13 protein-coding genes are annotated in these 12,437 nt (G+C 66.4%); 1 reads left to right on the forward strand and 12 read right to left on the reverse strand.

Features of this window, described 5'->3' with window-relative positions:
• Positions 1 to 51 precede the first annotated feature (51 nt).
• The 10 genes from lptG to ACVWYO_RS14225 all read right to left on the reverse strand — a co-directional run bounded on the left by lptG (position 52) and on the right by ACVWYO_RS14225 (position 10,376).
• A complete protein-coding gene (gene lptG, locus ACVWYO_RS14180; RefSeq protein WP_457351816.1) occupies positions 52 to 1,149 on the reverse strand; it encodes an LPS export ABC transporter permease LptG in 1,098 nt (365 codons plus the stop codon).
• On the reverse strand, positions 1,146 to 2,345 hold the full coding sequence (gene lptF, locus ACVWYO_RS14185) for an LPS export ABC transporter permease LptF (RefSeq protein WP_457351818.1): 1,200 nt from the start codon (positions 2,343 to 2,345) through the stop codon (positions 1,146 to 1,148). Before lptF ends, lptG begins: the two co-directional genes overlap by 4 nt.
• A gap of 90 nt (positions 2,346 to 2,435) precedes the next feature.
• Complete coding sequence (locus ACVWYO_RS14190; protein WP_457351820.1) at positions 2,436 to 4,388, reverse strand: ATP-binding protein; 1,953 nt, start codon at positions 4,386 to 4,388, stop codon at positions 2,436 to 2,438.
• Positions 4,389 to 4,438: 50 nt separating this feature from the next.
• Positions 4,439 to 5,701, reverse strand: coding sequence for a serine palmitoyltransferase (gene spt, locus ACVWYO_RS14195; protein ID WP_457351822.1), 1,263 nt, complete (start codon positions 5,699 to 5,701; stop codon positions 4,439 to 4,441).
• A 4-nt stretch (positions 5,702 to 5,705) separates the two neighbouring features.
• Positions 5,706 to 5,948, reverse strand: a complete 243-nt coding sequence (locus tag ACVWYO_RS14200) for an acyl carrier protein (RefSeq protein ID WP_140850099.1) — start codon at positions 5,946 to 5,948, stop codon at positions 5,706 to 5,708.
• Between the two features lie 61 nt (positions 5,949 to 6,009).
• Complete coding sequence (locus ACVWYO_RS14205; protein WP_457351825.1) at positions 6,010 to 6,918, reverse strand: NAD-dependent epimerase/dehydratase family protein; 909 nt, start codon at positions 6,916 to 6,918, stop codon at positions 6,010 to 6,012.
• A 43-nt stretch (positions 6,919 to 6,961) separates the two neighbouring features.
• The gene (gene proB, locus ACVWYO_RS14210; protein ID WP_457351827.1) at positions 6,962 to 8,080 is read right to left on the reverse strand and encodes a glutamate 5-kinase; all 1,119 of its coding nucleotides are present in this window, start codon (positions 8,078 to 8,080) and stop codon (positions 6,962 to 6,964) included.
• Positions 8,081 to 8,122: 42 nt separating this feature from the next.
• Positions 8,123 to 8,680 carry a Uma2 family endonuclease gene (locus ACVWYO_RS14215; protein ID WP_457351829.1) on the reverse strand — a complete coding sequence of 186 codons (558 nt, stop codon included), beginning with the start codon at positions 8,678 to 8,680 and terminating at the stop codon, positions 8,123 to 8,125.
• 30 nt (positions 8,681 to 8,710) lie between these two features.
• On the reverse strand, positions 8,711 to 9,751 hold the full coding sequence (gene obgE / locus ACVWYO_RS14220; protein WP_457351831.1) for a GTPase ObgE: 1,041 nt from the start codon (positions 9,749 to 9,751) through the stop codon (positions 8,711 to 8,713).
• A gap of 28 nt (positions 9,752 to 9,779) precedes the next feature.
• Positions 9,780 to 10,376 carry a TetR/AcrR family transcriptional regulator gene (locus ACVWYO_RS14225; protein WP_457351833.1) on the reverse strand — a complete coding sequence of 199 codons (597 nt, stop codon included), beginning with the start codon at positions 10,374 to 10,376 and terminating at the stop codon, positions 9,780 to 9,782.
• A gap of 54 nt (positions 10,377 to 10,430) precedes the next feature.
• Between ACVWYO_RS14225 and ACVWYO_RS14230 the strand changes: the two genes are divergently transcribed.
• Complete coding sequence (locus tag ACVWYO_RS14230; protein WP_457351835.1) at positions 10,431 to 11,291, forward strand: metal-dependent hydrolase; 861 nt, start codon at positions 10,431 to 10,433, stop codon at positions 11,289 to 11,291.
• Positions 11,292 to 11,437: 146 nt separating this feature from the next.
• Here ACVWYO_RS14230 and ACVWYO_RS14235 read toward each other — a convergent pair whose 3' ends face one another.
• Positions 11,438 to 11,983 (reverse strand): GNAT family N-acetyltransferase, encoded by a 546-nt coding sequence (locus ACVWYO_RS14235; RefSeq protein ID WP_457351838.1) that lies wholly within the window; start codon positions 11,981 to 11,983, stop codon positions 11,438 to 11,440.
• A 168-nt stretch (positions 11,984 to 12,151) separates the two neighbouring features.
• Positions 12,152 to 12,424, reverse strand: coding sequence for a 50S ribosomal protein L27 (gene rpmA / locus ACVWYO_RS14240; RefSeq protein WP_133189925.1), 273 nt, complete (start codon positions 12,422 to 12,424; stop codon positions 12,152 to 12,154).
• Positions 12,425 to 12,437: the final 13 nt, after the last annotated feature.

The following is a 12,437-nucleotide window of genomic DNA, read 5'->3' on the forward strand; positions in this document are numbered from 1 at the left end:
GACCGGCGACCGAAACGCCGGGTCTCGTCGTGCTCCGCAATCGGTGTGCGCCTATTCCTCGGTCCGGATCAACACCGCTTCGCCGATCATCAGGAACAGCAAAAACGGCGCCCATGCCGCAAGGAAGGGCGGGTAGGCGCCAAGATTTCCCATCGCCAGCGCGAAATTGTCGGCGACGAAGTAGAAGAAGCCGAGCATCATCCCGATCACCGCGCGGACGAACAGCTTGCCCGAGCGCGCCAGTCCGAACGCCGCAACCGCTCCCAGAAGCGGCATCAGCATCGACGAGAGCGGCCCCGACAGCTTGTGCCACATCGCACCCTCGAGCGCCTTGGTCGGGCGTCCACCCGCCTTGAGATCGGCGATCGCGGCATGGAGGCCGCCGAACGACAGGCCGTTGGCGTCGATCGTCGCGAGCGTGAACTGATCGGGCCGCACGTCGCGGCCGATGACGAGCGAGGGAAGGCGGGTCAGCTTGCCGCTTGCCACGTCGAAGCGCGTCGCCGGGCCGACCTTCCAGCCATCGGACACGCGCACGCCCGTCTTGGCCGAGACGACCGCGACGAGGCTGCCGCCCTCGCGGTCGAACAGCGTGATCCCGCCAAGCTTGGCGGCATCGCCATGCCCGCGCACCTGCTCGACTTGGATCAGATCGTCGCCGTCGCGCACCCAGACATTGGCGCGGTCGCCGCGGTCAATCGGCATCGGGCCGTAATCGACCTTCTGCCATTGATTCAGCGTGGCGGTCGCGCGGCTGACGATGCGGTCGTTGAAGCTGAACGAGATGATCGCGACGCCAAGGCTTGCCACGAGCAAGGGGGCGAGAATCTGGTGCGCCGACAGGCCCGATGCTTTCAGCGCGATGACTTCGCTGTTCTGGTTGAGCGTCGACAGCGTGATGATCGTGCCGAGCAGCACCGAGAAGGGCAGGAAGGTCGCGATGATCTCTGGGATGCGCAGCGTCAGGTAGCGCGTGATCTCGGCTTGGCCGTTGCCGGCATACGCGAGAATGTGGCCGCTCTCGCTGAGCAGGTCGAGCGCCTGGAGGACGAGCACGAACATCGCCAGCACCGCGAAGGTGCGGATCAGGAACATCTTGCCCATGTAGAGCGAAACGGTGCGCGACGGGAACAGCTCGAACGAGATCATGCCTTGGCGCCCTTATCGCGACGACCGGGGAGCAGCGTGCGGACGACTTTGCCGAGCTTCGAGAAGACGCGTTCAAGCGCGCCGATCGGTTGCCCGCCGGGGACATAGGCGATCGTGTAGAACATCCACAGCGTCAGCCCCGCAAACACCGTGAACGGGATCCAGATTGCCAGCACCGGATCGATCTTGCCGAGCCCGCCGACCGCCTGCGCATATTCGTTCACCTTGTGATAGGCGACGATCATGATGATCGCGAGGAACACGCCGAGCGCCGAGGTCGAGCGCTTCGGCGGGATGCCGAGCGCGAGCGCGAGCAGCGGCAACAGCAGGATCGACAGCACTTCGGCAGTGCGGAAGTGGAAGGCGGCGCGGCTGGTGTCGCGCAATTCCTTGTCGGCCTTGCGGTCACTGCCGATTCGCGCGAGCTCGGGCAGCGTGCGCTCGAGATTCTCGCCGCCGCGGACACGGAAATTCTCGGTCTTGGGCAGCGGGATCGGCAGGTCGTTGCTGCTGAAGCGCAGCACGCGCGGCGTCGCCACGTTGGCCTCGGTGCGGACCAGCGTCCCGTTGGTCAGTCGGAAGATGATCTCATCGGGATTGTCGGTCGCGAAGAATTGGCCGGTTTCCGCCGTCACCGCGATCGAGCCGCCTTTGTTGTCGTCCTTGCGCAGGAATATCCCCGACAGGCGGCGGCCATTGTCATGGCTCTGTTCAATCCGAAGCGTCATGCCGTTGCCGAAATGTGTGAATTCGCCAACCTTGATCGACGCGCCGAGCGCGCCGGTGCGCAGCTCGAAGCGCAGCTTCTCGTAATTGTACCGCGCGTCGGGCTGGACGAAGCCGACGATCGCGAAATTCAGCAGGCAAAGCGCCACCGCGTACATGTAGGGGACGCGCAACATCCGCGGATAGCTCATCCCGACCGCCCGCATCACGTCGAGCTCGGATGAGGTCGCCAGTTTGCGGAACGCGAGCAGCGTGCCGAGCAGCAGCCCGACCGGGATACCGAGCCCGAAATATTCGGGCAGCAGATTGGCGAGCATCCGCCACACCACGCTTACCGGGCCGCCCTCGGTCGCGACGAAATCGAACAGCCGCAGCATGCGATCGAGCACGAGCAGCATCGCGAAGATGACCAGCGTCGCAAACAGCGGCACCGCGATCAATCGCACCAGATAGCGGTCGATGGATTTCATGAGCTGGGGCGAAAGGCTTCTGGCCGGAGGGAAGGGAACACCCGCATCGCGCGGCTATATCGAGCCGCAGTCGCCGCGTCAGCTACCAAATCACTCTGCTGCGACACGCTCGGCCGTGGGCGCAGGACGCGCGGTGATCGCCGCCGCGACGGCGCGCTCGAGGGCGATGAGCGTGAAGGGCTTGCGCAGCACGTGATGCCCGCCGAACTCGGCCTCGCCGCCCGCTTCGCCAGCATAGCCGGTGACGAACAGGATCGCGAGCTCGGCGTGGTTTGGCAGCAGCGCAGCGACCATTTCTGGGCCGGTCTGCCCCGGCATCAGCACGTCCGAAACGAGCAGGTCGACATGCCCGGCTTGCGCGAGCATCGCCGGCGCGGCGAGCGGATCGTCGCACGCGATCGGGCGATGGCCGAGTTCTTCGAGCGCGCCCATCGTCGCGGCGAGCACGCGAGGGTCGTCCTCGACCACCAGAATGTCGAGCGCGGGCTGCTCGACGGCGGCGACGGGCTTGGCCTCCGGGCGCGGCGCGGCGGCCGCGTCGGCGTGATAGCGCGGGAGGTAGATCGTCACGGTCGTCCCTTCCCCAACGACCGATTCGAGACCGACCTGGCCATCGGCCTGGCGCACGAAGGCAAAGACCTGGCTCAAGCCCAGCCCCGTGCCCTTGCCGGCAGGCTTGGTGGTGAAGAACGGCTCGAACACGCGTTCGAGCAGATCGGCGCTCATCCCGCAGCCCGTGTCGGCGACGCGCAGCGCGACATAGTCGCCGGCATGGCACGTTCCGACTGCGCCCTCGGTCAGCGTAACGCCCGCCGCGGTGATCGTCAGCGTGCCGCGACCGTTCATCGCGTCGCGCGCGTTGACCGCAAGGTTGAGCACGGCGTTTTCGAGCTGGTGCCGATCCGAGCGCACCAGCCAGGCGGCGTCCTGCGCGGCATCGACCGCGACCGAGACCCCGTCGCCGAGCGTGCGGTCGAGCAGGTCCGACATGCCGAGCACCAACGCGACCGGCTCGATCGGTTCGGTGCGCAGCGCCTCCTCGCGCGAGAAAGCGAGCAACTGGCGCGTCAGTGCGGCGGCGCGATTGGCGCCCTCGGTGGCATTGTCGATATGGCGGCGCGCAGCGTTCGAATCGGCCCCGAGCTGGCGCTTGGCCAGTTCGAGTCCGCCGAGCACGACCGCCAGCATATTGTTGAAATCATGCGCGATGCCGCCGGTGAGCTGGCCCACCGCTTCCATCTTCTGCACTTGGCGCAGCTTGCTTTCCTGCGCGAGCAGTACCGCCGACGCGCGTTCGACCGCCGCCTCGAGTTCGATCGCGCGGTCGCGCTCGGCATCGGCCTCGTCGCGCGCGATTGCGCGCTGGCCGAGCGCGGTGACCGTCAGCCAGCCGAGCGCCACCGCGCCGACAAGCAGCAGGATGCCGAGCACCGACAGCGTGCTGGCAAGTCCGCTCGACCGCGCGACCGATCGCATCGCGTCGCCGGTGCGCTCAGCCAGCAGCGCGCGCTCCTGCGTCCCGATCTTGTCGAGCAGATCGTCGATCTCGGTGAGCGATGCAGACTGGCGCGCCCTGTAATATAGCGGGATCGCCTGGCCGTTGCGCTTGTAGAAGGTGTTGAGCGCAATCGTCGACAGCTCGGCGCCGCGCGCATCGAAGGCGCGACGCAGCGGGGTGATCAGCGCTTGCTGTTCGCGATTGTCGCGCGTGATCCGGTCGAGCCGCGCCAGTTGCTGCCCGGCCAATTGCCAATCGGCCGAATAGGTCTGTCCGAGATTGGTATCCGCGCTGATGACATAACGCCCGAGCGACGCCTCGGCGCGCGCGATCGTTCCCGACACGTTCGCGGAAAGGATCATCACCTCGTAGCTGTGCGTCTGAAGTTTGAGCGCGCGGTCGCGCTGGCGATTGGCATCGCCGAGCGTCAGGATCAGCGCGACGAGCACGAAAACGCCCAGCGCCGCCACCACCACCAGCGTGATGGTGCGCCAGATCGACCGCGACGAATCCTCGTCGCTCGCTTCGCCCGCTGTCCCGCTCATCGGACCAGTCTAACCTATGGCAAGACTCGTGGATAGGCTCGGGCGGGGGTTCAGCCGATCACACCCAGGCTTCGGCCCGCTGCCTCGAACATCTTGAGCACGGTGGTGATCTGTGCGGGCGTATGCTCGGCGCAGAGCGAGCAGCGCAGCAGGAAGGTGCCGGCAGGCGTCGCCGGCGGGCGCGCCATGTTGACGTAGAGCCCGCCGTCGAGCAGCGCCTGCCACATCGCGACGGCGCGTTCCTGATCGTCGAGGATGATCGCGATAATCGCGCTGTCGGGATTTTCGGTGCCGAGCTGGAAGCCGAGCGCCTTGAGACCGCCATGCAACGAGCGCGCATTGTCCCACAACTGCGCGCGCTTCTTGTGCGCATGCTTCAATTTGCGGATCGAGGTCGCTGCGGTCGCGACGACCGACGGCGGCAGCGATGCCGTGAAGATGTACGGACGGCAGGCGAGGCGGATCGCCTCGAACTTGGGGTGGTTCGACACGCAGAAGCCGCCGACCGTGCCGACCGACTTGGAGAAAGTGCCGATGATGAAATCGACATCGGCCTCGCAGCCCTGGTCCTCATACACGCCGCGACCGTTGGGGCCGTAAAAGCCCATCGAGTGCGCCTCGTCGCTCAGCACCATGGCGCCGTGCTTCTTGGCGACCGCGACCATTTCCTTGAGCGGGGCGATATCGCCGAGCATCGAGTACACGCCTTCGAGGATGACGAGCTTGCCGGCGTCCTTGGGCAGGCGCCCGAGGCGCTTGTCGAGATCGGCGACGTCGTTGTGGCGGAAGCGGACGATCTCGGCATTGCCCTGCTTGCAGCCGTCATAGATCGACGCGTGGCTGTCGGCGTCGAGAATGACGTACTCGCCCTTGCCGGCGAGCGTCGAGATCATCCCGAGATTGGCCATGTACCCGGTCGAGAAGACGATCGCGCCCGACACGTCGTAGAAATCGCGCAGCGCGTCTTCGACCTCGATATGGTCGCGGAAGGTGCCGTTGAGCATCCGGCTGCCGTTGGTGCCCGAACCGAACTGATCGAGCGCGTCCTTACCCGCCTGGATCACCTCGGCGTCGAAGGTCATGCCCATGTAATTGTAGGTGCCGAGCAGGATCGTGTCCTTGCCGGCGATCACCGCCTCGGTCGGCGACTTCACCAGCTCCATCACGATCGCGAACGGATCGGTGACGCCGGTGTCGATCAGCGCCTGGCGTTCGGCGATCAGCGCGTCGAATTTCGACATCAGGTCGCGTTCCGGCGCGATCTCGACGGGATCGACGGGCAGCTTCTCTGCGACAAGGCCGGCATCGGTCATCGAATCACCCCTTCAACTTGGCAACGGCATCGACGAGCTGGCCGACGGTTTCGATCTCGGCCTGCATGTTCATCGTGATGATGATCTCGAATTCGTCCTCGATCGCGGCGACGAAATCCATCACGGTCAGGCTGTCCCATTCGAGGTCGCCCTGGAAGGTCGTCGCGTCGCTCAGCGTCACGCCCTTTTTGTTGAAGGGTTCGATCTGTGCCGTGACGGTGTCGTAAATGGCCTGGCGGTCGCTCATGGTCGGTCCTTGATAACTCATCTCATCGATGCCGCATAAATACGGCAGCTTTGCAGCAGGCCTATAGCAAGCCGCTCGCGCGATACCATGCCACCGTCTCGGCAAAGCCGGTGGCGGTATCGACCTTGGGGCGCCACAAAGCGGGATCGGCGCGTTTGGCAGGATCGGCGACCCAGTCCGGATGCGACAGATAGCCGACGCGGTCCAAGGTGAGCTTCGCGCCCTTGCCGCGCAAGGCGCCGTCGATCTTCGCGCCGAGCATCAGGACCGCCTTGGGCAAAGCGATCGGCATGACGCTACGGCGTCCGGCAGCGATGCCCATTGCGCGGACCATTTCGGCGTGGCTCCAGCCGTGCGGGCGGCCGTCATCGGGCTCGATGATGAGCCGTGGGGTCGCATGCGTGGCGAGCACGATCAGCAGATCGGCGATATCGTCCGCAGCGATCAATGAGGTCCTGCCGCCCGGGGGCAGCAGGGCGATGCCGCGTGACGCCATGCGGAACAGGTCGCGCATTTCCATGTCGCCCGGGCCGTAGATCGCGGGCGGACGGACCACCACCCAGTCGAGGGTCGAGGCAGCGAGGACGCGTTCCGATTCGGCTTTCGACCAGCCGTAATTGGACAACAAGGGTTCGCGCCCGGCGATCGACGAGACATGGACGAAACGGCGAACGCCCGCCTGTGTCGCCGCGTCGATCATCGCCTGTGTGCCGGCGATGTTGCCCGCGGCGAAGCCGGCGCGGTCAGGCGCGTTGACCACGCCGGCGATGTGGACGACCGCATCCGACCCCATGACGAGGCGGTCGAGCGCATCGGGCGTGTCGAGCGCTCCTTCGATCCAGGTCACGCCCGCGCGCGGAGGTTGCGGGCGGCGGGTGAGCGCGCGGACGTCGTGCCCCGCCGCGAGCGCAAGCGTGATCGCGTGCGATCCGACGAAGCCGGTGCCGCCGGTGATGGCCAGGACGCTCACGAAATCGGGTCTCCCTGGCCGATATCGGCCGAGTCGCGAAGGCTCACAGCAGCGCCATGTGGTTGCGATGGATCAGCGCCGTGCGAGGGGCATAGCCGAGGATCGCGGCATGCTCGGCACTGCGCTTGCCGGTGATGGCGGCTGCGTCGGCCATGTCATATTCGCTCAACCCGCGCGCGAGCGTGCGCCCGTCGGGGCCGACCACGGTGACCAGATCGCCGCGCGCGAAGCTGCCCGACACCGTCGTCGCGCCCGCCGCGAGCAAGCTCTTTCCGCCGACCAGGGCGGCGGCGGCACCGGCATCGATCACGATTTCACCCTTGGCCGTCAGCCCGCCCGCGAGCCACGCCTTGCGCGCAGGTGCAGCTTTCTCCGCGACGAACACCGTGCCGCGCCCGCTCGTGTCATAGGCGGCGAGGGGATGGTCGATATGCCCCGACACGATCGCGAGATGCGCGCCGGCCGCGGTCGCGATCCGCGCCGCGGCGATCTTCGAGACCATGCCGCCCGACCCCATGCCCGAGCCCGACCCGCCATCGGCCATCGACTCGATCCGCGCGTCGATCCGCTCGACGCGCGGGATCAGTATCGCGTGCGGGTTGGTGTTGGGGTTGGCATCGTACAGCCCGTCAATGTCCGACAGCAGGATCACGCCCTGCGCGCCCGCCGCCTGCGCGACGCGCGCGGCGAGCCGGTCATTGTCGCCGAAGCGGATCTCGGCGGTGGCGACGCTGTCATTCTCGTTGATCACCGGCACGACGCCGAGCGACAGCAACCGTCCGAGCGTCGCCGAGGCATTGAGATAGCGGCGGCGATCCTCGAGATCGTCGAGCGTGACGAGCATTTGCGCCGCGGTCAGGCCCTCGGCGCCGAGCAGTTCGGCCCAGACCTGCGACAGCGCGATCTGCCCGGTTGCGGCGGCCGCCTGTGCATCCTCGAGGCTGGCGCGACCGCCCTTGGGGAGCTTCAAGCGCCGCGCACCGAGCGCGATCGCGCCCGAGGAGACCACCGCGATCTCCTGCCCCGCGCGGGCGCGCGCGGCGATGTCGGCGACGAGGCTCGCGAGCCAAGCGCGCCGCACCGTGCCATCGGGCGCGACGAGCAGCGACGAGCCGACCTTGACGATCAGGCGCGGCGCGGAGGTGGGGGAGAAAGCGGACATTGCGCTTGCGTTAGCGCGTGGCGGCGCGCGCGCCAATCGCGTTCAGTCGCGCGCAAAGATCTCGTCGTGCGGGATCGTCAGACCGAGCGCGGGCAGCGGGAGGTCGATCGCGAGGTCATGGGTCACGTCGTTCCACCCGCCTGGCCCTGTCCGCTGAACGATCCGCAGGCGTTCGACACCGATGTCGACAAACACGATCGTGTCGATGCTCGGCAGCGCCATATATTCGTTCAGCTTGACGCGCAGATCTGTCCGAGACGTTCCATCGGACAGAACTTCGAATACCACCCGCGGGTCATCGAAGGCGGTGTCACGGTCGTTGGATGGGTCGCCTCGTCCGCAATAGACGCTTACGTCAGGATATCGCACCGACCTGTCGTGCGTCCGCGCCGCCATGTCCGATGCATAGGCGCTGCACCCGCTGCCCCGCAAACCCACGCGAAGTGCTGCGCCAATATTCACTTGCACCTGGGCATGACGGGCTGTCCCGCCCGCCATCATCCGGATCACACCGTTGTCGAGTTCGGCCTTCTGATCGCCGAAGTCGATCTCGAGGAATTGCTCGGCAGTCAGCAGCGGGTAGACGGGTTGCGTGCCCATAGTCGTCTTATACCAGACCCCGCACCCGGTTCAAACAGGCGACCATTCCCCCGGCGTGTCATCGTCACGCGCGGGCGCGCCCTCGGGCGGGCCGATTTCCTCGATCAGCCGCTCGACCACCGCCTCGATACCCGTGCCGCCTGCGCCCGACATCGGCAGGACATCGGCCTTGCTCGCACGCTTCAGCTTGGTGACGAGCTTCTTGACCTCGGCGGGTTCCAAGGCGTCGATCTTGTTGAGGCCGATCACCTGCGGCTTATCCACAAGTCCCGCACCGTACGCGTCGAGTTCTCCACGCACGATCCGGTAGTTACCCACAGGGTCTTCCTCGGTCGCATCGACCAGGTGGAGCAGCACCTTGCAGCGCTCGATATGCCCGAGGAAGCGGTCGCCGATCCCCGCGCCGTCGGCCGCGCCCTCGATCAGGCCGGGAATGTCGGCGATCACGAATTCGCGATTGTGGCGGCTCACCACGCCCAATTGCGGGCGCACGGTGGTGAAGGGATAGGCGCCGACCTTGGCCTGCGCGTTGGTCACCGCGTTGATGAAGGTCGACTTGCCGGCGTTCGGCAGCCCGACGAGACCCGCATCGGCGAGCAGCTTCAGGCGGAGCCAGATCCACATCTCTTCATACGGCCAGCCGGTGCCATGCTGGCGTGGCGCGCGATTGGTCGAGGTTTTGTAGGTCGCGTTGCCGCGCCCGCCATCGCCGCCGCGCAGGAAGACGACTCGCTCGCCCGGCACGGTGAAGTCGGCGAGCACCTCTTCCTTGTCCTCGCTCAGCACCTGCGTGCCGACGGGCACGCGGATGAGGAGGTCGTCGCCGCCAGCGCCGGTGCGATTCGAACCCGACCCGCCGTGGCCGCGCGGGGCCCGGAAATGCTGCGTGTAGCGGAAGTCGATCAGCGTGTTGAGACCGGGGACGGCCTCGAAAATGATGTCGCCGCCCTTGCCGCCATTGCCGCCGTCGGGGCCGCCATATTCCATGAACTTTTCGCGGCGGAAGCTGACGGCGCCCTGGCCACCCGCGCCCGACCGGACGAAGATCTTTGCTTGGTCTAGAAAATGCATCGGCGGCCCTTAGCCGAAGATGCGATTTTTAGCCAGTCGCCGCGAGAGCCGGTGCGCGCGCCGAGATGAGCTGTTCGAGCGCGAGCTCGCGCGCGGTCCCGAGCGGCAGGCCAAGCGCCTTCGCCATCGGCCCGCCGAGCAGCGAATCGCCGAGCGCCATCAGCACCAGTTGCAGGGTTTCCTCATGGATCGGCTTGCCCCCCACCATGTCGGGATCGGCGGCGAGATCGTCGACCAGCCGGTGGATCGCCTCGAGGATCGGGTCGAGCGCATCCTCGTTGCCGGTCAGGATCATCCAGCTCGCCATCGCGCCCGCGCCCTGCGCGAAGGCGTCGAAGGTCATGTCGACCACGACGCGGGGATCCTGCTCCCCGGCGCGGGCGCGCTTGGCCGCAGCCCCAATCTGCGTGGTGATCGTGTCGGCGAGGTGGGTGATCAGTGCCTTTTGCAGATCGGCTGCCGAGCCGAAATGGTGGAGCAGATTCGCGTGCGTCCGCCCGATTCGCGCAGCGACGGCTTTGAGCGTCACGGCTTGCGGACCTTGTTCGACGAGCAAGGCACGGGCGGCTTCGATCGCGGCATCGCGCGATTCTTCGGGGCTAAGGCGTTTGCGGACTATTGACACTGGTGTAAGTAACGCTTAATTCGAGACCTGTTGTCCTGCTGTTTGGAGGTTTTCGTGGCGAAAGCAACCAGTCCCGCCGATCTGACCATCACTCCGCGCGACCTGCGCTTCGGCCGCGGGGTCCAGATGCGTCGCTGGTGGCTCAACGACGATCCGTTCGCGACCGCTTTCTACAACGCGCTGTCGGTGACCTTTCCGAAGGGCGAGGGCTTCTTCGTCGACAGCGTCCGCACTTTCCGCGAGGGCACGCCGCCGCGACTCCACGCGGAGATCCAGGCCTTCATCAAGCAGGAAGTGATCCACACGCGCGAGCATGTCGCGTTCAACCGCCATGTCACCGACCAGGGATATGACACCAAGCTGCTCGAACAGCATATCGACCAAGCGCTTGCGCTGACCAAGGGGCGTCCACCGATCGCGAGCCTTGCCGCGACGATGGCGCTCGAACATTTTACCGCGATGCTGGCGCACGAGCTGATCGCCGATCCGCGCCATCTCGCCGGCGGGGACGAGCAGGCCGCGGCTTTGTGGCGCTGGCACGCTGCCGAGGAGATCGAGCACAAGGGCGTCGCCTACGACACTTGGCTGCATGCGACGCGCGAGTGGAGCCGTGGCAAGCGCTGGAAGATCAAGGCGCTGGTGATGATCGGCACGACGCAGAAGTTCTTCGCCGGACGCTACAAGGGAATGCTCGAACTGCTACGGCAGGACGGGATCACCGGCTGGCGCGCGCATCGCGGTATCGTCTGGTACGCGCTCGGTAAGCCGGGCATGGCGCGCAAGATCCTCGGCGCATGGCTGGCGTTCTTCCTGCCGGGCTTCCACCCGTGGAAGCATGACGATCGAGCGCTGATTGCGCTCGCCGAGAGCGACTATGCCGCTGCGGTGCTGCCACGCCTAGCGGTCGCGGCCTGAGTCGGCGCGCGCAAATTTTCCACCGTTCGGTCTGACCCTGTCGAAACATGCTCTCCCCCCGCGACGCCGCTATGCGTGGAGGGTAGGGCTTCGACGGACTCAGCCCGAACGGGGAATGGTGCGTGGGCCTTGGTTCATGGTTGCGCTCAGGCCGCCAAGCTAAAAACCGGCGTTCGTGCCGCTATTGCAAGGTCGAGCTCCAGTGTCGCGCAGGGCACGGCGTGGCCGCGCGCGACGCTATGGCGCATTTCCTCGCCGGTCCGCTCGAAGCCGAGCTTGGCCAGAACCCTGCCCGAGGCGGGATTGTCGAGGAAATAGCCCGACTGCAGCCGCTTCAGCCCCAGCGCGTGGCGCGCCATGCCCAGCATCGCCTCGCCCGCCTCGGTCGCATAGCCGCGACCCCAGGCGTCGGGCGTCAGCCAATAGCCGAGTTCGTGCCCGTCCGCGCGCCCTTCGATCGACATCGCCCCGATCACCGTCGGGTAGGCGCCGTCATGGCTCAGGATCAGGCAGGTCGCGTCGGTGGGGGTGCGGGGGAAGGCGAGCCACTCCGCGGCGTCGGCCTCGGTATAGGGCCAGGGCAGCCGCGCCAGCTTCATCGCCACGCTCTCATGTGCGATCGCGCGCGTCAGCGCAGGCGCGTCCTCCGGCCAAGGGGGGCGCAGCGTCAGTCTCGGGGTCCGAGCGAACATGTATACTCTCCTCGTCGCCGCCCTTTGCCCGTCTTGCGTGACGAACAGAGGACAATGGGTGGGGGAGGGAGCATGAAAAAAGGGAGCCGGGGCGACCCGTCTCCCTTGTTCGGTCCGCTTGCGCGGTCCCGGGTCGCCCTGGTGGGCAACCCGTCCGGTTACCCGATGTTATTCAGCTGCAATCGCTGCCGGCATTTCTACCGAGCAGAATTTGCGACCGAGCTTGCCCTGGTGGAAGGTCACGCGACCTTCGGTCAGCGCGAACAGGGTGTGGTCCTTGCCGATGCCGACATTGACGCCCGGGTAGAATTTGGTGCCGCGCTGACGCACGAGAATGTTGCCCGGAATGACGGCTTCGCCACCGAACTTCTTGACGCCAAGGCGACGGCCGGCCGAATCGCGACCGTTGCGCGAAGAGCCGCCTGCTTTCTTATGTGCCATCTGGGATTACTCC

The sequence above is a fragment of the Sphingomonas sp. UYP23 genome, assembly GCF_054059235.1.